The organism is Olleya sp. Ti.3.14 (assembly GCF_038154885.1).
Taxonomy (GTDB): domain Bacteria; phylum Bacteroidota; class Bacteroidia; order Flavobacteriales; family Flavobacteriaceae; genus Olleya.
Map to the genome: position 1 here is coordinate 26,267 of NZ_JBAKAO010000010.1, position 24,616 is coordinate 50,882.

Annotated in this window: 22 protein-coding genes and 2 tRNA genes; 10 read left to right on the forward strand and 14 right to left on the reverse strand. The window is 31.7% G+C overall.

From position 1 onward, the window contains the following. Positions 1 to 84: 84 nt before the first annotated feature. The 3 genes from V6251_RS12875 to V6251_RS12885 form a co-directional block, all read right to left on the reverse strand. Entirely contained in the window at positions 85 to 948 is an 864-nt protein-coding gene (locus V6251_RS12875) for a sigma-70 family RNA polymerase sigma factor (protein ID WP_145003481.1), read from the reverse strand. A gap of 157 nt (positions 949 to 1,105) precedes the next feature. Next, positions 1,106 to 3,772 carry an AsmA family protein gene (locus V6251_RS12880; RefSeq protein ID WP_341588541.1) on the reverse strand — a complete coding sequence of 889 codons (2,667 nt, stop codon included), beginning with the start codon at positions 3,770 to 3,772 and terminating at the stop codon, positions 1,106 to 1,108. Between the two features lie 91 nt (positions 3,773 to 3,863). Next, entirely contained in the window at positions 3,864 to 4,568 is a 705-nt protein-coding gene (locus V6251_RS12885) for a queuosine precursor transporter (RefSeq protein WP_341588542.1), read from the reverse strand. A 72-nt stretch (positions 4,569 to 4,640) separates the two neighbouring features. On the opposite strand from V6251_RS12885, the gene folK reads away from it, so the two are divergent. The 3 genes from folK to V6251_RS12900 all read left to right on the forward strand — a co-directional run bounded on the left by folK (position 4,641) and on the right by V6251_RS12900 (position 8,720). Continuing rightward, positions 4,641 to 5,777: a 2-amino-4-hydroxy-6-hydroxymethyldihydropteridine diphosphokinase gene (gene folK, locus V6251_RS12890; RefSeq protein WP_341588543.1), complete on the forward strand. Its 1,137-nt coding sequence runs from the start codon at positions 4,641 to 4,643 to the stop codon at positions 5,775 to 5,777. Beyond that, on the forward strand, positions 5,764 to 6,246 hold the full coding sequence (locus tag V6251_RS12895; RefSeq protein WP_341588544.1) for a GyrI-like domain-containing protein: 483 nt from the start codon (positions 5,764 to 5,766) through the stop codon (positions 6,244 to 6,246). The genes folK and V6251_RS12895 overlap by 14 nt, the downstream gene beginning before the upstream one ends. 128 nt (positions 6,247 to 6,374) lie before the next feature. Next, entirely contained in the window at positions 6,375 to 8,720 is a 2,346-nt protein-coding gene (locus V6251_RS12900; RefSeq protein WP_341588545.1) for a hypothetical protein, read from the forward strand. Positions 8,721 to 8,733: 13 nt separating this feature from the next. Here the strand turns inward: V6251_RS12900 and V6251_RS12905 are convergent, their stop codons facing one another. Next, positions 8,734 to 9,267, reverse strand: a complete 534-nt coding sequence (locus V6251_RS12905) for an RNA methyltransferase (protein ID WP_341588546.1) — start codon at positions 9,265 to 9,267, stop codon at positions 8,734 to 8,736. Positions 9,268 to 9,366: 99 nt separating this feature from the next. Between V6251_RS12905 and mutS the strand changes: the two genes are divergently transcribed. The 3 genes from mutS (at position 9,367) to V6251_RS12920 (ending at position 12,258) form a co-directional block, all read left to right on the forward strand. Continuing rightward, positions 9,367 to 11,979, forward strand: coding sequence for a DNA mismatch repair protein MutS (gene mutS, locus V6251_RS12910; protein ID WP_341588547.1), 2,613 nt, complete (start codon positions 9,367 to 9,369; stop codon positions 11,977 to 11,979). 95 nt (positions 11,980 to 12,074) lie between these two features. Further along, positions 12,075 to 12,146: transfer RNA gene (locus tag V6251_RS12915), tRNA-Gly, on the forward strand. 28 nt (positions 12,147 to 12,174) lie between these two features. Continuing rightward, a tRNA-Leu gene (locus tag V6251_RS12920) sits at positions 12,175 to 12,258 on the forward strand. 134 nt (positions 12,259 to 12,392) lie between these two features. Here the strand turns inward: V6251_RS12920 and V6251_RS12925 are convergent. Both V6251_RS12925 and V6251_RS12930 read right to left on the reverse strand, forming a co-directional pair. Continuing rightward, on the reverse strand, positions 12,393 to 12,647 hold the full coding sequence (locus V6251_RS12925; protein WP_341588548.1) for a hypothetical protein: 255 nt from the start codon (positions 12,645 to 12,647) through the stop codon (positions 12,393 to 12,395). 86 nt (positions 12,648 to 12,733) lie between these two features. Beyond that, a complete protein-coding gene (locus V6251_RS12930; protein ID WP_341588549.1) occupies positions 12,734 to 13,969 on the reverse strand; it encodes a 3-deoxy-D-manno-octulosonic acid transferase in 1,236 nt (411 codons plus the stop codon). A 120-nt stretch (positions 13,970 to 14,089) separates the two neighbouring features. On the opposite strand from V6251_RS12930, the gene V6251_RS12935 reads away from it, so the two are divergent. From V6251_RS12935 to V6251_RS12945, 3 genes are all read left to right on the forward strand, one after another. Beyond that, complete coding sequence (locus V6251_RS12935; protein ID WP_341588550.1) at positions 14,090 to 15,247, forward strand: DegT/DnrJ/EryC1/StrS family aminotransferase; 1,158 nt, start codon at positions 14,090 to 14,092, stop codon at positions 15,245 to 15,247. A gap of 101 nt (positions 15,248 to 15,348) precedes the next feature. Further along, positions 15,349 to 16,368, forward strand: a complete 1,020-nt coding sequence (gene galE / locus V6251_RS12940) for a UDP-glucose 4-epimerase GalE (RefSeq protein ID WP_341588551.1) — start codon at positions 15,349 to 15,351, stop codon at positions 16,366 to 16,368. Between the two features lie 164 nt (positions 16,369 to 16,532). Next, positions 16,533 to 16,724, forward strand: a complete 192-nt coding sequence (locus V6251_RS12945) for a hypothetical protein (protein WP_028283458.1) — start codon at positions 16,533 to 16,535, stop codon at positions 16,722 to 16,724. Positions 16,725 to 16,758: 34 nt separating this feature from the next. Here V6251_RS12945 and lspA read toward each other — a convergent pair whose 3' ends face one another. The 7 genes from lspA to V6251_RS12980 form a co-directional block, all read right to left on the reverse strand. Further along, positions 16,759 to 17,241, reverse strand: coding sequence for a signal peptidase II (gene lspA, locus V6251_RS12950; protein ID WP_145003443.1), 483 nt, complete (start codon positions 17,239 to 17,241; stop codon positions 16,759 to 16,761). Next, positions 17,234 to 18,133, reverse strand: a complete 900-nt coding sequence (gene fabD, locus V6251_RS12955) for an ACP S-malonyltransferase (protein ID WP_341588552.1) — start codon at positions 18,131 to 18,133, stop codon at positions 17,234 to 17,236. Before fabD ends, lspA begins: the two co-directional genes overlap by 8 nt. Before the next feature lie 137 nt (positions 18,134 to 18,270). Then, positions 18,271 to 19,827, reverse strand: a complete 1,557-nt coding sequence (locus V6251_RS12960; protein WP_341588553.1) for an NAD(P)/FAD-dependent oxidoreductase — start codon at positions 19,825 to 19,827, stop codon at positions 18,271 to 18,273. 80 nt (positions 19,828 to 19,907) lie between these two features. Beyond that, on the reverse strand, positions 19,908 to 20,642 hold the full coding sequence (locus tag V6251_RS12965) for an SDR family oxidoreductase (protein ID WP_341588554.1): 735 nt from the start codon (positions 20,640 to 20,642) through the stop codon (positions 19,908 to 19,910). An 11-nt stretch (positions 20,643 to 20,653) separates the two neighbouring features. Then, positions 20,654 to 21,466, reverse strand: a complete 813-nt coding sequence (locus tag V6251_RS12970; protein WP_341588555.1) for a haloacid dehalogenase type II — start codon at positions 21,464 to 21,466, stop codon at positions 20,654 to 20,656. Between the two features lie 59 nt (positions 21,467 to 21,525). Continuing rightward, entirely contained in the window at positions 21,526 to 22,128 is a 603-nt protein-coding gene (locus V6251_RS12975; protein WP_341588556.1) for a TetR/AcrR family transcriptional regulator, read from the reverse strand. 100 nt (positions 22,129 to 22,228) lie between these two features. Continuing rightward, positions 22,229 to 23,140 (reverse strand): dihydrofolate reductase, encoded by a 912-nt coding sequence (locus V6251_RS12980; RefSeq protein ID WP_341588557.1) that lies wholly within the window; start codon positions 23,138 to 23,140, stop codon positions 22,229 to 22,231. 262 nt (positions 23,141 to 23,402) lie between these two features. Between V6251_RS12980 and V6251_RS12985 the strand changes: the two genes are divergently transcribed. After that, entirely contained in the window at positions 23,403 to 23,699 is a 297-nt protein-coding gene (locus V6251_RS12985) for an isoamylase early set domain-containing protein (protein WP_341588558.1), read from the forward strand. A gap of 29 nt (positions 23,700 to 23,728) precedes the next feature. Here the strand turns inward: V6251_RS12985 and V6251_RS12990 are convergent, their stop codons facing one another. Next, positions 23,729 to 24,607 carry a hypothetical protein gene (locus tag V6251_RS12990; protein ID WP_341588559.1) on the reverse strand — a complete coding sequence of 293 codons (879 nt, stop codon included), beginning with the start codon at positions 24,605 to 24,607 and terminating at the stop codon, positions 23,729 to 23,731. Positions 24,608 to 24,616: the final 9 nt, after the last annotated feature.

The following is a 24,616-nucleotide window of genomic DNA, read 5'->3' on the forward strand; positions in this document are numbered from 1 at the left end:
GTGCAAATATCTATTAAATTAAAATATAATTCAAATTAATATTGCATTTTTTTACTATTTAATATCTAAAAAAGTCTATTTAGTTTATCCTAAATAGGTTTTTAATATCTTACTCTTAGAAGTTTGACGTAAACGTCTGATTCCTTTTTCTCTAATTTGTCTTACACGCTCACGTGTTAAATCAAAAGTACGACCTATTTCGTCTAGCGTCATTGCTGGTTGATCACTTAAACCAAAGTTAAGTCTAATAACATCACTTTCTCTAGGTGTTAAAGTTTCTAAAGCTCTGTCAATCTCAGTATTTAGTGACTCACGCATTAACTGCGTATCTGGATTTGGAGAGTCGTTAGAGCTAACTAAGTCATATAAGCTATAATCTTCACCTTCTTTTAAAGGTGCATCCATTGACACGTGTCTGCTAGAAATTTTCATAGATTGCTTAACATCACTTATAGTCAAATCAAGCTCTTTTGCGATTTCTGAAGCGCTAGGAGGTCTTTGATTAACTTGCTCTAGGTGAGAGGTTACTTTTCTAATCTTATTTATAGATCCAATTTTATTTAATGGTAATCTAACAATTCTAGATTGTTCTGCTAAAGCAGAAAGAATTGCTTGTCTGATCCACCAAACAGCGTAAGAAATAAATTTAAATCCTCTAGTTTCATCAAAACGCTTGGCAGCTTTTACAAGTCCTGCATTACCTTCATTAATTAAATCTGGTAACGTTAATCCTTGGTTTTGATATTGTTTTGCAACAGAAACTACAAAACGTAAGTTAGCAGTGGTAAGTAAATCTAAAGATTTTTGACAGCCTTCTCTAATTTTTTGAGCTAACTCGACCTCTTCCTCTGCTGTAATCATGGGAAGTTTGCTAATGTCTTGTAAGTATTTGTCTAGTGATTTAGATTCGCGGTTGGTAACTTGCTTGGTAATTTTTAATTGCCTCATTCAGTCCAAATTGTTTTAAAGTTATACCTACAATCTAACATAATTTTTGACAAATCCTAATTATTAACAGTTTCTTTTTAAGAAACAGCCCAAACAACTAAATTTCATTAAAAAATCATTTAAAAACGACTAAAAAATGTTAAAATTTTAAATTTTATTATTTATCCTTTTTACCAAACAACCCTTTTATAGCATCTTTTACTTGATCTTTAGGCTTGTCATTTGTTGTTTTGGTTGTGTCTTTTGGTGTGTTGTTTCCGTTTAATATATTACCTAAAACATCTTTAACACCAGCATTACTTTGTGTGTTAGTGCTGTCTTTAGGTTTATTTCCGCCTAATATGTTACCAACAACATCAGTAAGTTTGTCCTTCCCTTTATTAATTAATTTTTGTTTTTCAATTTCAATTAATTGAGAGGTTAGGTTTTTAACACCACTAGTTAGGTCTGTTGTTACCTGAGGTTTTAGTGTGTTTCCAGATATGGATGCAGTCACAGGAATTTTAATGTCATTTACAGCTGCATCATTTATTTTGTTTATCAAATTATTGACTTCTGTACCTAAATATTTTGCTGGCACATCTAATACAACTTGATAGTTCATAGTATTACTAAAGGTGTGTGATCCACCAACGGTCATTTTAATATCCTTATATTTTATATCAAATGGTTTAACACTTACTTGACCATCGTTAAATGAAAGCTTAGTTTTTAAATCTTTTAAATCTAATTTACTGAAATCTAAAAAGTTTAATTTACTTTCTAATAACGAAAATAATTGTTTGTTTTTAGGTTGAATTTGTGTTGTTATCAACTCTGCTAACGCATCTCCAGAAATGGTATTTAAAAGCGGAGTAAAGTCTTCGCCTAATGTACCAGATAGGTTAATAGAGCTGTTTAACTTACCTTGTAATGCTTTGGTTATTGGAGCTAATGCTTGTAATAAATTTAAGTCATTAAATGATTGTGCGATGTCAAAGTTTTTTGCACCAACATTCATATTAAAAGTAGGTTTTGCTGTTTTGGTGTCTATTAGTCCTTCTAGGCTTAAATTACCATTAAATATACTAGAGGTTACATTGTTTAATCGTGCAGTCTCATCTGCGATTTTAAGACTTCCTTTTACATCTTTTAGTATTAAGTTATCGTAATACACAGTTTTTGCATCAGCCATAATTGTACAATCTAAAAATGCTGGAATTTTTAAAGCAGTAGCAGGTTCTGTACTTTGATTGATAGGAGCTTCACTGCCTCCTTCAACCATAAAATCGCTAATTTTAAAAACATTAGACTTAACATTAAAGTTTCCTTCTAGTTTTTTATCACTTAATAAAAAGCCAAGTAAATTATTAATACTTCCAGTTGCATTTAGGTCTGATTGACCTGTTGTAGCTATAAAATTATCTAAAGTGATAGTGCCTGGATTAAAATTTATGGAAGCTTTATAGATGTTAATTGGATTTACAATATCTGCAGACGAAAACACAAAATCCGATAGACTAACGCTTCCGTTGTTTTTGATGCGTTCATAAGCATTAGTTTCAATAGCATTCATATCAAAACTAGTATTTAATTTTGCTTTTAAAATTCCTTTTAATTCATTTTCTAACTCAATCGGATACGCTTTTGTTAAGTTTGCTAAGTTTAAAACACCATCTAAATTAGCGTTAACCAGCATGTTTTTGGTTAAATTTTTAATAGTGGCCGAACTCTTAAATTGATCTTGGTCTATTTTAAAATTTAATGTATTAATGTTAACATAAGTATCATCTACGATTCCGTTATCATTTTTAATTTCTACGTTTATATTAATGTTTTCTACACGTTTAGGTAGTTCGGCAAATTTAAAAGAGGCATTGTCTGATAGTATATTAATATCTAATGTCGGAATGGTAGCCTCAGTAGACTGACCTTTAATTATTCCATTTATTTTAAAGTTACCACTAGTATCAACATTGTCTAAGTTTTTAGCATAAGTTTTTGGTATAACAGCTAAAAAATCTTTGAACGTAGATCCTGGATTTTCAAATGAAATATCAATATCCTGACCAGCTTCTATTAATTGTACATAGCCTTTAAACTCTAATGGCAAATCATTAATTAAAGCTTTGTTTTCTTTAAAAGTATATTTGCTATTTGTTAAATCTAAATCTATTAAGGCATCTAGTTTTAAACTGTTGTTGCTTAAAAATTCCGTGCCATCCATACTAAAGGTTACGTTGGCTTCTGTTTTGGTGTCTAATTCTGATGTGTCGCCAGAGAAGGTTCCGTTTCCGGAATGATTTAAATTGGTGATTTTAAATATAGTATTGTTAGTTTCATCTAAATAATTAAATGCACTATTGGTAATGCCATAGTTTTCGATATCAAAAACAAACCCATCACTACTTGAATTGTTATTTGATGATGGTGTGTCTGATGCTTTGGCAATATCCCAATTTGCAGCACCATCTTTATTAGTCTTTAAATTTATAAATGCATTATCAATTGCTATTGAGTTGATAATTATAGGCTCTTCGCTAGCATTTTTAAAAAGCTCTTTAATAGACATGTCTAACGATAAGATTTGGACTTTAGCTAAAGTATCGTTTTCAAAAGGAGCCACATTGGTTATTGTTAAATTGTCTAAAGTAACGTTAGCCTGCGGAAAACTTCTCATAAAACTTAAGTCTACATCATCAAAAGTAACTTTGGCATTTACGCTTTCATTAATATAATTTCTAACCATATCCTTTATTTGACTCTGGAAAATAAAAGGACTTGCAATTAATAAGGCTACAAGAATTAGTAATGATATACCTGCGATTTTTAGCTTCTTTTTCATTAAATGGTGTTGTTTAATCTTTAAGCTATCTACGTTTAACTTAAGTAAATAGTTGTCCAAACAAAAGTATTTAATAAAAGTTTAGCATTTGTTAAAGTAGTTGTAATTCTTCGTTTTGCTTAAGTTTAAAGCGTTTTTTAAATAAGTAAACACCCAAGTATAAAAATGGTGTGTCAAGTATGGCAATTAGTACTTTAAATATAAATCCGCTTATTAATAGTCCTGCAAATTTATCCCAACCAATCTCACCAAAAGCACATAATAAAAACAGTACAGAAAAGGTGTCAACAAATTGCGATAAAAAAGTCGAGAAGTTATTACGTAGCCATAAATGCTTGCCTTTAGTAATACGTTTCCAAAAATGATAAATCTGGATGTCTACTAATTGTGCTAATAAATAAGCCATCATGCTAGCAAATACAGCAATCATAGTATTACCAAATACAGTAGTAAATAGGCTGTCATTAACAGGCGACCAGCTTGTTGCAGAAACAGCATTAGCGGTAAAGACTATTAATAATGAAAAAAACGAAGCAAATATTCCGCCAATAACTACTTGATTAGCACGTTTTTTACCGTAAATCTCACTTATTAAATCCGTGATTAAAAAGGTGATTGGATAAGGTAAAATGCCAACGGAAACTTCAAATAATTTTGAACCAAAAATTTCAATGTCAAAAGGATACCAATAAAAAAATTTTTGAAAAATAAGATTAGATACCACTAAGGAGGTTATAAAAAGCGCACCTAGAAGTAGATAGATTTTTTGAGCAAGCAATTTGTCTTTTAAGGTCATAAAAACTTATTAACAGATTTGATAAAGATAAGCACTAAGTGAATTTCTTTTAGTTATTTTGCTGAAGAAATTATGCAGGAGATTAAAACAGTATACATAGCATTAGGAAGTAATAAAGGCGATAAGTTTAAAAACTTACAAAACGCTGTAGACGCTGTGTTTGCAGAAGTTGGGACTATTATAAGTATAGCAAAAGTGTATCAAAGTAAAGCCTTTGGGTTTGAAGGTGATGATTTTTTAAATACATGTATTGCTGTAAAAACAACGCTTAAACCTAAAAAGGTATTGAGTGTTTTATTGCAAATTGAAAAAAAAATAGGACGTACGCCAAAACAAACAGAAGGGTATGAGTCAAGGATAATAGATTTAGATATTATCTTTTTTGAAGATGAAATTATTGAAGACAAAAATTTAATAATTCCGCATCCCGAAGCTCATAAACGTCGTTTTGTATTGGAGCCTTTACAGTTAATTGCTGGCAACTTTATCCATCCAGAACTAAAACAGTCTGTTGACGATTTGTTAGCTACTTGCGATGATACTAATGAATTAGAACAAATTAAAATTTGGTTGAAAAATCCTAACAAGCAATTTGACTTTTCTAAACATAATTACATCGCTATTGAAGGTAATATTGGAGCAGGTAAAACCAGTTTGTCCACACAAATAGCTTCAGATTTTAATGCTAAGTTAGTGTTAGAGCGTTTTGCAGATAATCCTTTTTTACCAAAATTTTATAAAGAACCGCAACGTTACGCCTTTACTTTAGAAATGTCTTTTCTTGCAGATCGTTACCAGCAAATAACAGACGACTTAGGACAATTAGACTTGTTTAAAGATTTTATTGTTAGCGATTATGATGTTTTTAAATCTTTAATTTTTTCTAAAATCACACTGCAACCAGACGAGTTTAAGCTGTATCGTAAACTGTTTTACTTGATGTACAAAGACATTGCAAAACCAGATTTGTATGTATATCTATACCAAAACACAGAGCGTTTACAAGCTAATATAAAAAAACGAGGTCGTAAGTACGAAAGCGAAATTGAAGATGATTATCTGGAAAAAATTAATGCAGGTTATTTAGAGTTTTTGAAAAGTCAAACCGAATTTAATGTCAAAATTATTGATATCTCAGATAAAGATTTTGTTAAACATAGGTCAGATTATTTATGGTTATTAAAACAAATATGTAATGATGACGCCTAAAATTATTAACACTAAGCCTATTATTATAGTTGGATTAAAAGCAAATTTATCTTTTACAACTAATGGTCCAGGAACTGCGAAGTTGGCTAAACAGTTTATGCCAAATCGCAACCATATTGTAAACCGTGTTGGGTCAGAAAAATTTTCAATTCAGATCTATGATCAATTTGATTACAGTAAAATGTCTCCTAATACATTATTTGAAAAATGGATAGGCGTTGAGGTGTCAAATGCAAAAGCTTTACCAAGTGATATGGAGGTTTTAACAATACCAACAGGTCAGTATGCTGTATTTAATTATAAGGGTAAACCTGATGGTTTTTTTAAGGCTTGGCAATACATACACACGACTTGGTTGCCTAAATCTGGTTACAACTTAGATGATAGACCACATTTTGAAAAACTCCCAGAAGATTACCATCCTTCAAATCCTGAAGTTGAAGAGCAAATCTGGGTTCCTATTATTTAATCCTTACTTGGTTAAAGTAACGCTTCTTCTTTTTAGTTGCATTTTTATTTTATAATCATTAGTATTTATTTCGTTGATTTTGTGTAATTTGATTGGCAATCAATCAATCAATCAATCAATCAATTAAAATGAAATATAATCTAAGGTTTGTTTTTATTTTTATTACGCAACTTGCATTCGCGCAAAGTAATACTTTGGATTCTGTTATTACCGCCTTACAAAAAGACCAATTACTTTTTGAAAAAGTGTATGTGCATACTAATAAAACAAGCTATTCTGCTGAAGATGTTATTTGGTTTAAAGCCTATGTTTCGGACGCTTATAATAAGCCTTCAGTGCAAACTTCAGTGTTATACGTAAGTTTGTTTACTGATAATGGTGTGCTTATGGATACTAAAAATGTCTTAATCACAAATGGTGTTGGTGTTGGACAATTTCAGTTTTATCAAGATTTACCAGAAGGGTTTTACTTCATCCAAGCTAATACTAATTACATGAAAAACTTTGGAGAGACTAATACGTTTGTTTCTAAGGTTTTTATAAAAGGAAATATCCCAAAACCTAAAACAAACACACTAAAGCAAACTGTATACGACGCTCAGGTGTTTCCGGAAGGCGGTTACCTTTTAAAGGATGTGAGCAATACATTAGGGTTAAAGGTTTTGGTTAATGGTAAGAGCAGTGCATTTAGTGGACGCATTTTAGATTCAAATCAAAAAGAAATTACCACATTTAATGAGTATCATTTAGGGATGGGTAGTGTTAGGTTTAAGTATAAATCTACAGAGTCTTATATAGCCGAGTTTTTTATAAAAGACACTATTATTAAAGTGATGATTCCTGAGGCTAATAAACAAGGAGTTTCGGTCATGGTTAACACGTCAAATAAAGATGTTGTTAGTGTAAAACTTCAATCTAATCGCGCAACTGTAACAACCAATCATCCTAAGTACACGTTGTTATTTCATCAAAAAAATAAAATATTTGATTTTGTTGAGATCGCAATCAAAGACAGTTTGCCTGTAATCTTAGAGTTAAATAAAAAATCCTTATTTAATGGCGTAAATACAGTTACTGTTTTTGAAAATAATAATCCAATATTGGAACGACAGTTTTTTGTGTATAAGCCGGAAAAATATTCAACAATTGAAATTGAAAAATTAAATGTTCTTCAAGATTCTATTATATATCAACTTAAGTTAAAAGACTTAAATGTAAAAAGTAACATAAGTATATCAGTGCTAAAATCTGATACAGAATATAAACCATATACAACAATACAAAGTGCTTTTTTGCTATCACCTTATGTTAAAGGCTACGTGGAAAATCCAGCGATTTATTTTGATAAAAACACAAAAGATAAAACTAGAAAGATTGATTTGTTACTTTTAACTCAAGGTTGGTCGCAGTATACGACTAAAGCGTTTGTGGATTATAACAATCCTAAATATAGTTATGATTTTGAATCTGGTTTTAGTCTAACAGGTACAGTAAGTCCTTTAAAGTCAAATAATTTGGTTTTGCTTTCTGATGACAATCAAATTGTGGCTAAAACGTATTTAAATAGTAAGCTTAATTTTAAATTTAAAAACTTAATAGCGTACAAAGGGGATTCAATAAAAATAGGTTTTATTCGCAATGGAGAAAAATTAGTCAAGCCTCTTAACATGTATTTTGATAGTGTTCCAAAGCTGGCTAATAGTTTAAATAGCTTTTATTATAATAAAAATAATGGAGCGCCTTTAGTGGTAAATGATTTTTATAAAACAAATCTTGAAAATAATGATTTGGGTTATATATATACTAGTTCAACTTATTTAGACACTGTTAAGCTTAAATCTAGTAAGGCTAATAAGATGAGGTTGGATAGTAGGGCTTTTATGAAAAAATATAGAGAATACGAAGACAGTATAATGTTTTATGACCCAATGAGGATTCCGGAACACTATTATAACGAAAATCTAACTTTATTTGAATATTTAAAAGCAGCTGAAGGTGCTAGTTTGGTTAGTTGGAGAGGTGTGGAAACTTATCTTGTAGCCAGAGGTTTAGAGGCGTTTTTAAAAGTGGATGGTAAAGGGATGGATACTTATAGTTTGCCTAATGCATTGCAAATCCGGATGGAAGATATTAGTGATATAGCTTTTAGAAGAGAGCCAAAAATTACGATTTTTCATGTGTTTACTACAGCAAATTATAAAAATAATATAACGGAATTATTCCGAAAACATTTTTTCGAATCAGGATTTGATAAAGCAAAAACTTATTATACTCCCAAATATATTAATACTTTAGATAATTTAGAGCAAGAGGTGGATTGGAAGCCAATAGTTTTTACCGATAGCAAAGGGCAATCGGTTTTTAAAATAATCAATGGTCCAGAAACAAATTATTTGCTTTCCATACAAGGGTTTTCCGATAATGGTGATTTAATTAGCGAAATAAAGTTTTTAAACGATATACTAGTTGAATAATTGAAATTTAAACTTATAAGGCTTTTATCTTAGAGAAAATATCCCAAGTAACAACACCGCAACTAACACTAATATTAAGCGAGTGTTTGGTCCCAAACTGAGGGATTTCAATAACAACATCGCTTGCGTTGACTACATCTTGAGCAACACCTTTAACTTCGTTACCAAAAACCAAAGCATATTTTTTATTAGTTTCGACTTTAAAGTCGTCTAACATGGTGGCATTTTCAGCTTGCTCAATAGCGCAAATAGTAACATTTTCAGATTTAAGTTTTTCAACTAAATCTAAAGTGTTTTCAATATGTTCCCAAGCTACAGTGTCCGTACTTCCTAAAGCTGTTTTATGTATGTCTTTGTGTGGTGGTGTTGCAGTGATTCCGCATAAGTATATTTTTTCAACTAAAAAGGCATCACTAGTTCTAAATACACTACCAATATTATTTAAACTTCTAATGTTGTCTAAAACAATAATTAACGGTGTTTTTTCTGCAGATTTAAAGTCGTTTACACTCAATCGGTCTAATTCGCTGTTTTTTAGTTTTCTCATCAAAATAATTGTGAATAATTATCAATAACTAAACTTAAATAGACTTCTTAAAAAATCAATATTTAGTTACATTGCAAACTTAATAAAAACGTATATCCTTTGGCAACAAAAAGCAAAAAAGTCACTCCGTTAATGAAGCAATACAATGCAATCAAGGCTAAGTATCCTGATGCAATGTTATTATTTAGAGTTGGGGATTTTTACGAAACCTTTGGCGAAGATGCTATAAAGGCAGCAGGTATTTTAGGTATTACTTTAACTAAACGAGGCGCAGGAAGTGATAGCGAGACAGAGCTGGCAGGTTTTCCGCATCACTCTATAAATACCTATTTGCCTAAATTAGTAAAAGCAGGAGAACGTGTTGCTATTTGTGACCAATTAGAGGACCCTAAGCAAACCAAAAATATCGTTAAGCGTGGTGTAACCGAGTTGGTAACGCCAGGAGTTGCGCTAAATGATGAGGTGTTACAATCCAAAACAAATAACTTTTTATGTTCAGTTTACTTTGGCAAGGTTAATATTGGGATTTCGTTTTTGGATATATCTACAGGAGAGTTTTTAACCTCTCAAGGAAATCAAGAGTATATAGATAAGCTACTTCAAAATTTTAGTCCAAGTGAAGTATTAGTTGCAAAACCAAAGCGTAATAAATTTACAGATTATTTCGGTGCAGATTTTCACACGTTTAATCTTGAAGATTGGGTCTATCAATCAGATTATGCAAATGAGACATTATTAAAACATTTTGATACTAAGTCCTTAAAAGGATTTGGAGTTGAAAATTTAAATGAAGGTATTATAGCTTCAGGTTCTATACTTCATTATTTAGCCGAAACACAGCACAACAAACTAGAGCATATCTCTTCAATTTCGCGTATAGCAGAGGATGACTATGTATGGATGGACCGTTTTACCATCCGAAACCTTGAGCTTTACAACTCTACAAACAATAACGCTGTTACCTTACTAAATATTATTGATAAAACCATTTCTCCAATGGGAGGACGATTGCTTAAACGTTGGCTAGCATTGCCTTTAAAGCAAATAGATCAAATTAAGCAACGTCACGAAGTGGTGTATTATCTAAAAACTGAAGGTGTTGTATTGGACAAGATTCAGCATCATATAAAACTAATAGGCGATTTAGAACGTTTGATTTCTAAAATAGCAACGCAAAAAGTAAGTCCTCGGGAAGTAATTCAACTTAAAAATTCTTTAGAAGCTATAATCCCTATTAAGGAGTTGTCATCTAGTTGCGATAATGAGTCTCTTAAAGTTATAGGAGATAATTTGCAAAGTTGTAATGTGCTTCGCGAAAAAATTAAAGAAACTTTAAACGAGGAAGCACCAGTTAATATCCTAAAAGGAAGCACGATTGCTGCTGGATTTTCATCCGAATTAGATGAGCTTAGAGCACTGTCTACTTCAGGAAAAGATTATTTAGATAAAATGTTACAACGCGAAAGTGAGCGTACAGGGATTACATCTCTTAAAATAGCATCTAATAATGTTTTTGGGTATTATATAGAAGTAAGAAACACACACAAAGATAAAGTTCCGGAAGAGTGGATCCGTAAACAAACGTTGGTAAACGCAGAGCGTTACATTACTGAAGAACTTAAAGAATACGAATCTAAAATTTTAGGAGCAGAAGAACGCATCATGGCAATCGAGCAAAAATTATTTTCAGATTTGGTACAATGGATGAATCAGTATATAAAACCAGTACAGCAAAATGCGTATTTAATAGCCAAAATAGATTGTTTATGTGGTTTTGCACAATTAGCATCAGATAATAATTATGTGTATCCAGCATTAGATGACTCACATGATTTAGATATTATTGATGGTCGTCACCCAGTTATTGAAAAACAACTGCCAATTGATCAGCCCTATATTGCTAATAATGTGTTTTTAAATAGAGATGCACAACAAATAATAATGATTACTGGACCAAACATGTCAGGTAAATCAGCAATCTTACGTCAAACAGCATTAATAGTATTATTAGCTCAAATAGGTAGTTTTGTGCCTGCAAAAGAGGCTAGAATAGGTGTTGTCGATAAAATATTTACACGTGTAGGTGCAAGTGATAACATCTCAATGGGAGAATCTACGTTTATGGTAGAGATGAATGAAACAGCATCTATCTTAAATAATATCTCAGATCGTAGTTTAGTCTTGTTAGATGAAATTGGAAGAGGAACAAGTACCTATGACGGAATCTCTATTGCTTGGGCTATTAGTGAGTATTTACACGAGCATCCAGCAAAACCTAAAACGTTATTTGCAACCCACTATCATGAGTTAAATGAAATGACAGAGACCTTTGAGCGCATTAAAAACTTTAATGTCTCTGTAAAGGAGTTAAAAGACAATGTGCTATTTCTGCGTAAGCTTGTCCAAGGTGGTAGCGAACATAGTTTTGGTATACATGTAGCAAAAATGGCTGGAATGCCACAACAAGTTCTAAGACGCGCTAATCAGATCTTGAAAAAACTGGAAAAAAGTCATTCAAGCGAAGAATTGACAGATAAAGTAAAATCGATGCAAGATGAAATGCAATTAAGCTTTTTTAATTTGGACGATCCGTTGCTTGAAAATATAAAAGAGGAGATCTTACATATCGATATTGACACCTTAACACCTGTTGAAGCTTTAATGAAGCTAAATGAGATCAAACGTATGTTGGTGAAAAAGAAGCAAGTATAAATTATTTTAAAATTTTTTCAAAAAAAGCTTTGTACTTTGTATAAAAGTACTAAATTTGCAACCGCAATACGATATTGCACGTTCATTTAAAGACTGTGAAAGTAGCTCAGGGGTAGAGCATCACCTTGCCAAGGTGGGGGTCGCGGGTTCAAATCCCGTCTTTCGCTCTGAGAATTTTCCTTAAAATATTCCTTCGCTCGGGTGGTGGAATTGGTAGACACGTTGGACTTAAAATCCAATGTCCATTAGGACGTACGGGTTCAAGTCCCGTCCCGAGTACTAGACCTCTTGTTAATCATATGATTTTCAAGAGGTTTTTTCATTTATAAAAGTTGAAACCAAGTCCGTTTAAAACAAAAAAACCTTATCAATTGATAAGGTTTTTTAAATTTAGTAAGTATTAAAAAAAAGAATTAATCTTTTTTCAAGTCATCAGATACCTCATTGACTGCATCTTTAACAGATTCTCCTGCTTCCTTAGTTTCATTTACAGCATTATCTATTGTTTTTCCTGTAGCTTCAAATCCATCTTCAACAGCTTCACCAGTCTCTTCAGCAGCATTCTCAATAGCGTCTCCTGCTTGTTCTGCGTTATTTTTATCCTCTTCTCTACAAGATGTAAAAGTTATTGCTGATACAAGAACAGCACTTAATAGTAATTTTTTCATTAGTTATTGTTTTTAGTGTTTAATATGTTGTCAAACATAATACTTAAATTAGTAAATAAAGAATTATGGTTTTGGTACATAGTGCTTTATTTACGTAAATACTGCATGATTTGGATTATAGCTCCTTTATTTTTTTTAATAAAATCTTCGTTTTGTTTACCGGTAGTTAATCTTAAATCTGTATCGCTTATTAAACTATTTAATACAGAGCTTAATTCTGCAAAATTAGAAATTGATTGGACGCCTTTATTTTTAATCATATCAAACGCTTCTGGAAATTTTTGATAGTTTTTTCCAATAATTATAGGGATTCCAAATACTGCAGGTTCTAGTATATTATGTAATCCAGTGTTGCCCATTGCACCACCTACATAAGCTATATCTGCATAGCTATATGTTTTGCTTAGCAAACCAATGGTGTCTAAAACAAAAACGTCATATTGTTTTAAATCCTGTTTTTCTTTTTTGGAAAATAAAACAGTAGGCTTAATTAAGCCTGACTGGATATTCTCTATTTGTTTAGGCTTAATATTATGCGGAGCAATTATAAATTTAACAGGTGTACCACTATAGTTATTAATAAATTCAATTATTAACGACTCGTCTTCTGGCCATGAGCTTCCAATAACGATACAAAGTTTATTGTTTTTAAACGCGTTAATAAACTCTAAATTATTATCTATGTTTAATTGGTTTGATACACGATCAAATCGTGTGTCACCAGAGATGGTTACATTTTTATAATTTATAGATTCTAAAAGTTTCTTAGAGGTTTCATTTTGAGTAAATATGTGTTCAAAAGCAAATAAAGCATCTCTAGTTTGACTGCCATACCATTTAAAAAAAGATTGATCTTTTCTAAATACAGCGGAAATTAATATGGCTTTAAGGGTTTTATTTTTTAATTCATTTAAATAATTAGGCCATATTTCATACTTAACAAATACTGTTAATTCAGGATTAACAAGACTAATAAAACGCTTGGCATTCTGTTTTGTGTCTAACGGTAAGTAAACTACAAGATCTGCAAAGGGAGCGTTTTTTCTTATTTCGAAACCTGATGGTGAAAAAAAAGAGAGTATAATTTTATGATTTGGATAATCCTTTCTTAATTCTGTAAAGATGGGTAAACCTTGCTCATATTCGCCTAAAGACGCACAATGAAACCATAATGTTTTTGACTTCTTGTGTAATAATTGATTTAGTTTAGTAAAAGTTGTCGCACGACCATTAACTCCTAATTTAAGTTTATTATTAAACAAACTTAAAAGTTTTAAAACAACAGAAGTAAGTTGTATTGCTATATTATAAAGTAAATTCACGTATCTATTTTTGCTAAAATAAACAATTCATTGCTTAGCGTTTGGTATTTTTGTAAATTCGATAATTATAAATTAAAAGTAAAGCTAAGCTTCTTAAGCTAGTTTACCATATATACAGACATGAAAAAAATACAAATGGTTGATCTTAAAGGTCAATACGCAGCTATAAAGGATGTTGTAGATTCTTCAATTCAAGAAATAATTGACAATACAACTTTTGTTAATGGACCTAAAGTACACGAGTTTCAAAAAAACTTAGAAAACTACTTAGGTGTAAAACATGTCATTCCGTGTGCAAACGGGACAGATGCGTTACAAATAGCAATGATGGGATTAGGTTTAGAGCAAGGTGATGAAGTCATAACTGCAGACTTTACCTTTGCAGCAACCGTTGAGGTAATAGCTTTATTAAAGCTAACTCCAGTTTTAGTAGATGTAGATCCAGAAACTTTTAATATAGATATAGACGCTGTTAAAAAAGCCATTACGCCAAAAACCAAAGCGATTGTACCTGTCCACTTATTTGGTCAGTGTGCCAATATGGAAGCATTAATGGATTTAGCAAAACAGCATAATTTATATATAATAGAGGATAATGCACAGGGTATTGGTGCAGACTATACCTATTCTGATGGTACTAAAGCAAAATCAGGAACCATTGGTCATGTCGCATCAACCTCTTTTTTTCCATCTAAAAATTTAGGGTGTTATGGAGATGGAGGAGCAATATTTACTAACGATGATGATTTAGCACACACCATTAGAGGGATTGTAAATCACGGAATGTATGAGCGTTATCACCACGACGTAGTAGGTGTAAACTCGCGTTTAGACTCAATACAAGCAGCAGTCTTAGATGCAAAATTACCTAAATTAGATAGCTATAATAATGCACGACGTAATGCAGCTAGAAAATATAACGCAGCATTTAAAGACATAAAAAACATAATTACACCAAAAACCGTAAATGGATGCGAAGGTATTTGTGATACCTGTAACTGTCACGTGTTTCATCAATATACATTAAAAGTTAAAAATGTAGACAGAGACGCTTTGGTAAAGCATCTAAACGATAACGGAATCCCATGTGGTGTATATTACCCAATACCATTGCATGCACAAAAAGCATATCGCGATACAAGGTATAACGAGGCCGATTTTAAAGTTACCAATCAATTAATAAAAGAAGTGATTTCATTGCCAATGCATACCGAGTTGGAAGATGATCAAATAGATTTTATAACAAAAACTATTAAAGATTTTATAGCAAACAATTAGGACGTTACCACAAGGGTCGGGCTATCCACTAAAATCTTTTTTTGCCATATATGGCAGCAAAAAAAGGATACCGTTTCTATCCTTAACGCACGCATAAGCAAATGAAGATATTAGTTACAGGAGGTTTAGGTTTTATAGGGTCGCACACAGTTGTTCAGCTTCAAAATAGTGGATATCAAGTCGTAATTATAGATAATCTCTCTAATGCCTCACTAGAGGTGTTAGAAGGTATTGTATCTATTACAGGACAACCACCAATTTATGAAAAACTTGATTTAAAAAGTAAGGTAGCAGTACAAACCTTTTTTAAAACGCATCAAGACATACAAGGCGTTATTCATTTTGCTGCAAGTAAAGCAGTAGGAGAGAGTGTGGTTAATCCATTAATGTATTATGAGAACAACGTAAACACTTTAGTTTATATATTACAAGAGTTAACAAAATTAAAAGTGTCTAACTTTATTTTTAGTTCCTCATGTACCGTTTATGGTCAGGCAGATAGTATGCCAATATCCGAAACAGCACCAATTAAAGAAGCCCAATCACCTTACGGTAATACTAAACAAATTGGAGAAGAAATTATAAAGGATGCTTGTCAAGTATATCCTAATTTACAAAGTATAGCATTACGATATTTTAATCCCATTGGAGCACATAAGTCTGCAAAAATAGGAGAGTTGCCCATTGGTGTCCCTCAAAATCTAATACCATACATTACACAAACAGCAATAGGTAAACGTGATCAGTTATCCGTGTTTGGTAATGACTATCCAACAAAAGACGGAACCTGTGTTAGAGATTATATACATGTTGTTGACACAGCTAAAGCACACGTTGTTGCTTTACAAAGATTATTAAATAATGAAAACCAATCCAATTGTGAAGTGTTTAATATTGGTACAGGACAAGGGAGTACCGTTTTAGAAGTGATTAAAACCTTTGAAAAAGTATCTAATATAAAGCTAAATTATAATATAGTAGACAGACGACCAGGAGATGTAGTAACTGCATACGCAGACACATCTAAAGCAAATAAAATTTTAGGTTGGCAGGCAGAATATGATTTAGAGGATGCTATTTTATCCGCTTGGAATTGGCAAAAGACCTTAAAAAAGGATTAACAAATCCTAAATTAGATAGTATTATGACTGATAATCTCTTAATTTTTGCGTCTTATTTTTAGAGATTTCATATTAATATTCTGATTAACAATATTTTAGTTATTTAAATTCGTAGTTGGTAATTATTCTGTTTTACTTTGTACGCTAATGCAAATGACAAAATAATGAAATTGATTACAGTAAAACGTCAGACAAGACAAGAAAACAGATTTGCTCCTAAAATGGGACGACTAAATGCCAAAGTAACTTATATTAAAAAACAAGTGCTAGGCATACCAGTAAAAACGCTTCATAAATATCGTGAAACGTATTACGGAGAAGTAAAAGATTGCAGAGATTGTAATTTAGCAAGATAAATAAAAAAGCCTCGATTTAAATCGAGGCTTTTTTTTATGCTTTTTTATTTTTAAAACTGCCTACAATTAAGCAACCCATACCAACCATAACAGAGACATCTGCCAGATTAAATATACCAGTTCTAAATACGCCTCCTAAATCGATATGTAAAAAATCGGTAACAGACCCATAAACAACTCGGTCATAAACATTAGCTATTCCACCACCAATAATGCAGCAAAACCCGACTAAGGTCATTGTATTAATTGTTTTATCTTTAATAATGTGTCTTAACACCAATGCTAAAACAATAATTGGTAGGATTAACAATAAAGCAATTCTAAGGGTAGGACTAAAGTCACTTCCCATACCTAAAAAGGCACCTTTATTTTCTACATTATGAAGTGTAAAATATTGTCCAAAAATTTCAGTTTCAGAACCAGCAATAACATCAGCTCTAACAATAAATTTAGAGACTTGATCTAAAATAATATTAAAAACAATTAAACCAAGTATTAGTATGTTTCTACTACTCATCCGTTTTAGTTTCTAAAGTTGCAGATTCGGTTTGCGCTTCTCTATCTATTTTTTTAACTAACCCTTGAAGTACTTTTCCTGGACCTACTTCAGTAAATAAAGTAGCACCATCTTTAATCATTTGTTGTACAGATTGTGTCCAACGTACTGGAGCAGTTAATTGAGATATTAAATTTGCTTTTATTTCGTTTTCATCTGTAATTGCTGTTGCAGTTACATTTTGGTAAATAGGACAATTTGGTTTGCTAAATGTTGTATTTTCAATAGCAGCAGCTAATTCTTCTCTTGCAGGTTCCATCATTGGAGAATGGAATGCGCCACCAACAGGTAGCATTAAAGCACGTCTTGCACCAGCTTCTTTTAACGCTTCGCAAGCACGTTCTACAGCACTAACATCTCCAGAGATTACTAATTGTCCAGGACAATTATAGTTTGCTGCAACAACAACACCATCTATTTGCGCGCAAATATCTTCTACAACTTTATCCTCAAGACCTAAAACAGCAGCCATTGTACTTGGTTGTAACTCGCATGCTTTTTGCATAGCTTGAGCACGTTGCGATACTAATTTTAAACCATCCTCAAAGCTTAAAGCTCCAGCAGCTACTAATGCCGAGAATTCTCCTAGACTATGTCCTGCAACCATTTCTGGTTTAAAACTATCACCTAAAGTTTTAGCTAAGATTACAGAGTGTAAAAATATAGCAGGTTGCGTAACCTTCGTTTCTTTTAGTTGGTCTGCAGTACCTTCAAACATAACGTCTGTAATGTTAAAACCTAAAATGGCATTAGCATCTTCAAATAAATGTTGTGCTTCTGGTGAGTTTTCGTATAAATCAAGACCCATTCCTGTAAATTGGGCACCTTGACCTGGAAATATATATGCTTTCATTGCTTTCTTATTTAAGTAGCGAAAATAAGAATAATATCTGTATCTGTAGCATGTCAGATATTAAGATTTACTTAAGGTTTAACCTTAGTAATTAAGGTTGTATCGCTATTAATGACTATAATTAAAGTCTAATTAAATTAAAGGTTTCCTGTTGCAGCTTCTGCACAACGCTCACCATCCATAGCAGCACTAATAATTCCGCCAGCATAACCACCACCTTCACCACATGGAAATAAATTTATGATTTCTGGATGTACTAAATTTTCAGTTCTTGGTATACTAACAGGAGATGAGGTACGTGATTCTACACCAATTATATTAGCTTCTTCAGTATAATAACCTTTCATTTTATCACCAAAAGCTTTAAAGCCTTTTCTTAAAGACGCTCCAATTAATTTAGGAAATAAACTATGTAGTGGTGCACTATTTAAACCTGGTTGATAAGAAGTTTCATTTAAAGTATTAGATAGCTTTCCTTCTACAAAATCGGTCATGCGTTGTGCTGGTGCAACTTGGCTACGTCCTCCTGCAGTAAAGGCTAGTTTTTCTAAATCCTTTTGAAATTCTAAAGCTTTTAAAGCACCAAATTGTTCGTATTTTTTAAGATCACGTTCTGCATTAATTTCTACAACTATTCCAGAATTTGCAAATTTATTATTTCGTCTAGAAGGTGACATTCCGTTAACAACAACTTCTCCGTTGGCTGTTGCTGCAGGTACTATAAATCCGCCTGGACACATGCAAAAACTGTAAACACCACGACCATTAACTTGCTGCACCAAACTATAGGATGCTGCAGGTAATAATTCTGGTCTTGGTCCTTCACAATGGTATTGTATGCTGTCTATAATATGTTGTGGATGTTCTGCTCTGACACCCATTGCAAAAGATTTTGCTTCGATTGCAATATTTTTATCGTGTAATAATTGAAAAATATCACGAGCAGAATGTCCTGTGGCTAAAATTACTTTGTCTGTATTTAACTCCTCGCCATTTTGCAGTTGTATAGCTTCAATCTTATTATTTTTAATGGTAAAATCTGTAACACGCGTATTAAAATGAATTTCGCCTCCAAACTTTATTATATTTTCTCTAATGTTTTGAACGACTTTAGGAAGTTTATTGGTCCCAATATGTGGATGGGCATCAACCAAAATTTGATCTGTTGCACCATGATATACAAGGTTTTCAAAAATACGACGTACATCACCTCGCTTTAAGCTTCGTGTATATAATTTACCATCACTATAGGTTCCTGCTCCACCTTCTCCAAAACAATAATTAGAATCTTCATTTACAAAATGGTCCTGATTAATAGCTTTTAAGTCACGACGTCTGTCTTTTACATTGGCACCACGCTCTAAAACAATTGGTTTAAATCCTAATTCTATACAGCGCAATGCTGCCCACATACCAGCTGGACCAAATCCAATAATATGAATTGGTTTAGCTTTGGATACATCTTTATAGTTAAACGTATAATCTGAAGTTTCTGGAACTGGTTCTTTTATGTAAACAGATACTTTATAGTTTAATATTATTTTAGGCTTTCTGGCATCAATAGATTTACGTAATATTTTAATACCAGTGATGTCCTCTCTAGACATGGATAGCCATTCTGCAGATTTTTTAATTAAAATATCTGGAATCTCTTCTTCCTTTAAAGAAATACGAAGTTGAATGTCTTTTACCATGCTGCAAAATTAACAAAAATTAAAAGATAAGATTCAAGTATTTTAATTTATGATTTATACTTTCAAAAAATATTCTAAGCCTATATCAAAGCGCCATTTGCTCCAATGACTTGTCCAGATATCCATTTAGAATCGTCACTAGCTAAAAACAAAACGACTTTTGCAATATCTATTGGTTTTGCTAATCGATTAAAAGCATTCATGCTACTTAATTTATCTATAAAATCTTGAGATTTTCCATTTAAAAACAATTCAGTTTCTGTAGCTCCAGGCGCAATTGCATTGACAGAGATACCTCTACCAATTTCTTTAGAAAATACTCTTGTCATTTGCTCTACAGCAGCTTTAGAAGCAGAGTAAAGTGCATAAGTTGGAAACATAAGCTTTACAGTGCTAGACGACACGTTAATAATTATACCATTATCTGCTAATTTGCTATCGGCTTCTTGCAAAGTATTAAATACACCTCTAACATTAATATCAAATTGTTTTGTAAAATCCTCTTGATTATTATCTTTTATTTTTTTTGAAATCATTACACCTGCATTATTAATTAGCACGTCTAATTTGCCATAATGTGATAAAGTTTGGTTAAAAAGTTTTGTAACAGCTTCTCTGTTACTTATATCTGCTTTAATAGCTATTGCGTCACCACCATTGTCTGTAATGCTTTGTACTGTAAGGTCAGCATCCTTTTTGCTATTGGAATGATTTACTACTACTTTGGCACCATGTTTTGCTAATAATTCAGCTATTTCTTTGCCTATTCCTCTAGATGATCCAGTGACTATAACGACTTTGTTCTCTAATTTCATATATTGTTTTTTTAGTTGTTATTATATTTTAAAGCTATTAATTGTTCTGTAATTAAAGCTAAATCTTTTGCAATTATTTCTGGTTTGTCCGCTAAAGGATACAATTGTGCTCCTGGTCTGCTTATAAATGCGCCACGCCAATTTGCCCAAAGTGCTCCAGCAATATCCCAACCATGTGCAGCAACTAAAAGACACTCTTCAGGTTTTATTTTCATTTGTCTTGCAGCCCAACGATAAGAATCAGCATGAGGTTTAAATTTACCAATATCCTCTACGCTTAATCTTTTGTCAAAATAGTCAAGTAATCCAGAGTTTTTAAACTGAGTTTCGACACCTTTGTTAGAAGAATTTGTAAATGATACCAATGTATATCCTGCATCTTTTAGCTTTTTTAAGCTAGCTTTAACTTCGGGATGGGCTTGTAAAGATCTTATTGGCCCCAAAATAGCTTCTTTTGCTTCCGTTTCGGATAGTGTAATCCCGTGGTTTGAAGCTACCATTTGTAAAGCAGCTGCACCAATTATACCAAAATCGTTATATTGATTACCAACTGTACTAACTAATGAATATTGTAACATTGTTGTAAACCATAAGGGTAATAAATCTTTTCTGTTATCTAATATTTTACCTACACTATCTTTCATAGCTGTTAAGTCTAATAAAGTTTCATTGACATCAAAAAATAATACTTTAGGTGGAGTTACATCTAAATTAGGTGTTTTATTGTCTTTAGCAGAACTAGAAAATGCTAAATGTGGAGCTACCAAACTTGTTAATGCTGCTTTTTTGATGAAATCTCTTCTTTTGTTTTGTTCAGTTTTCATATAAATATATATTATTTTAAATAAAACATACTAAGAGGTATGTTTTGCTATAAAAAAAATTAAGTTTTTATTTGTTTTATGTATAATGATAAGGCTGTAATGTACTCTTCAAGGATGTCATCGTTATTATACAATTTTCTTATACCTCTAATCCCTTCAAAAGCACTGATTAAATAAACTGCAATTGCATTGCTTGATATGTTTTTTTTAATAGTGTTTTCATATTGACCTCTTTCAATTAGCTGTATTAATGCTTTTTTCCAATCATCAATAATTCGTCTTAATACTAGTTGATAGGCTACTTCTAAATCTCCAACTTCATTTATAAAATTATTCATTGGACAGCCATGTTGCTTTTCATAAACAGGAAAAGATTTTAATCGTTCTAAAAATGTTGTTTCTAAAATCTGTATTGCATTTCCAGATTGGAACAAAGGATCAATCATACCCTTATAAACTCTTTTTTGTACTTTTAAACTTATCACTGCAAGTCCAAGTTCTTTTTTGTTTTTATAGTGATGGTAAAAAGCACCTTTAGTTAAGTTGGTTGCCTTCATTATTTTGTCAACACTCGTGGTTTTAAAACCGTTTTCATAAAACAGCTTAAACGATTCGTCTAAAATAATTTGTTTAGTAAGTTCTGATTTTTCGTTTTGTAGCATGTAACAAAAATAAATTTAAAAGATACTAGTAGGTATGTTTTTGGTGTTAAACTTGAATTAAAATTAATTTAAGTTGTTTTATGTGTTGTTTTAAAGTTGATTACACTCTTTGGAAAGTTAAAAAAGAAAATTCAAATTGATGGTTTTCATCTTTTTTATGAAAGGTATTTGCGGTTTCTTTCCATTGTATCATGTCAATTTCAGGAAAAAAGGTGTCTGCATCAAAATTAGAATGTACACGAGTTAATTCAATTTTGGATGCATAAGGCATGGCTAGTTTATAAATTTCTCCTCCACCAATTATAAAGGGTTGCGAATCATTTTTAGATAAGTTAATAGCTTCTTCTATACTACCAACAATTATAACACCTTCAGGTGCTTTATAATTAGATTGCCTAGATATTACTATGTGAGTACGATTTGGTAGTGGCTTTGGAAAGCTCTCAAACGTTTTGCGACCCATAATAATGTAGTGACCAGAAGTTAAGGCTTTAAAACGTTTTAAATCGTCGCGTAAATGCCATATAAGGTCGTTGTTTTTACCAATTTCATTATTTTCGCCAGCAGCAACAATCATGGTGAGGTTGTTTACAGCTTTAGTTTGTTGTTTATTAAATACTTCACTTTTAGCAATGGTTAGATCTTCTTTTTCAACTTGTAGTTTAAGTTTTTCTATTCTAACGTTTTGTTTATTTACAAGTTTGGCTAACTGTTGATCTTCCCATTCTTTACCCATAAATTTAGAGGTTACAAACACATTAAATACATGGTATAAAAAGATAAATAACCAAGCCATTATGGCAAATACAAACCAATTAATGCCAAAAAACTTAGTGTCTTTGCCAATGCCTAAAACTGTATTTGCAATTATTAAAAAAATTGCCCCAATTAAGAAAATTACAAAATGAGCGTATAATCGCTTTTTTTGCTTAATCCTGCGTTGTGCATTTTTAATTAATTCTAACTGTTCTTTATCTATTTGCGGTTTTTCTTTTTTCTTTAATCCAAACATAGCTAACTATTATAATGTAAAGTTAATGATTTTATGATATTTGATTTTGTAAATTTTAAACGAAATCGATTTAGTTTGATTGTCAGTTATTTACAGTTGTTTTTGTGCTGTTATTATTAACAATTTAGTATACTTAATTTAATGAAAATGATGATTTTAAGCGTTAATTTTAATAATCTCATAAAAGTTTAAAATTAATTAATTTTTATGTTGATGACTGAAAAAATCTTATCTAATTTTAGAGCTTTAAAACATTAATATTATGGCTATTAAGAAACAATTTTTAAAGAGTAAACCCGTTTGTAAAGTCACTTTTACTGTTCCAGCAGCAGGAGCAAAGCAAGTTACTGTTGCAGGTAATTGGAATGAATGGAATACTGCAGCCGAACCATTAAAAAAGTTGAAAAACGGAACATTTAAAGGGACTGTAAATCTAGAAGCTGGTCAGGCTTACGAGTTTAAATATGTTGTTGATGGACAATGGGAAAACGAAGTAGAGGCAGACGCTTATGTATGGAGTGATTATGCAGCCACAGATAATAGTGTTATAAAGTTATAAGGTTTTAATATGCTAAAATTGGTCTACAGTTATTCCTTTCTTTTTTTGCGTTTAAGCCTTTTACGTTCTTTTCTTTGAGCAGCTGTCTCTGCAATATTAAAGGTTATTGGTAAACCGTAAGGAACGTTTACTGCCTTACCTTTTTGCATTCCTGGTGATTCTAGTTGAGGTAAAAGTTTTATTACCCTTCTGGCTTCATTTTCTAAAGCAGGATGTGGCGCTCTAGTTAGTATGTTCACAACTTTGGCTTCTTTGTCTATCTTAAAACCAACATATATTCTGATAACTCCAGAAGGCAAATTAAGTGTAGATGCTAAGTTAGTATTAAAATTTTGTAGCACGTGTCTGCCAATAGCATTGCTCATACATTTTCTTGCTGCTTCTTGGAGTAAACTTGGAGCGCAACCTGGATATACAGGTACTTGTTCTACTAGAGAAAACGGAACATCTTTAGGTATGTAGTTTTTTAATGGTATAATGGTACTATCTGCTCTATTAATTTTAAAACCCAGGAGTAGGTTTTTATAATCGGCAACTCCATTATCATATTTGTCTAATACAGGTAATACTTTAGGAAAACTATCCTCAAGATAATTTAATTCATTTTTTAAACTGTCCATATAAATATGAAATCCAGACATTTTTTTTATTAAATCTCCTTCTTCGTTAAAAAATAAATTGGCAGATAGGTCTAGTGTATCTTTTTTTGAATGACGGATTATTTTAGTTTTTACACTTTTTGTTAATGAAGAATCTATGAATTGTAAAACCTTATCTTCAAAACATAATTCTAAATCCTCTGCACTCTGGCAACCAGGAAATATTGCTTTTTCGCGATTATATTCAGGTTTTGATTGGCTAAATGCAAAACTTGAAAACAAAAATAAACATAAATAGATATATTTCATTTGATAAAT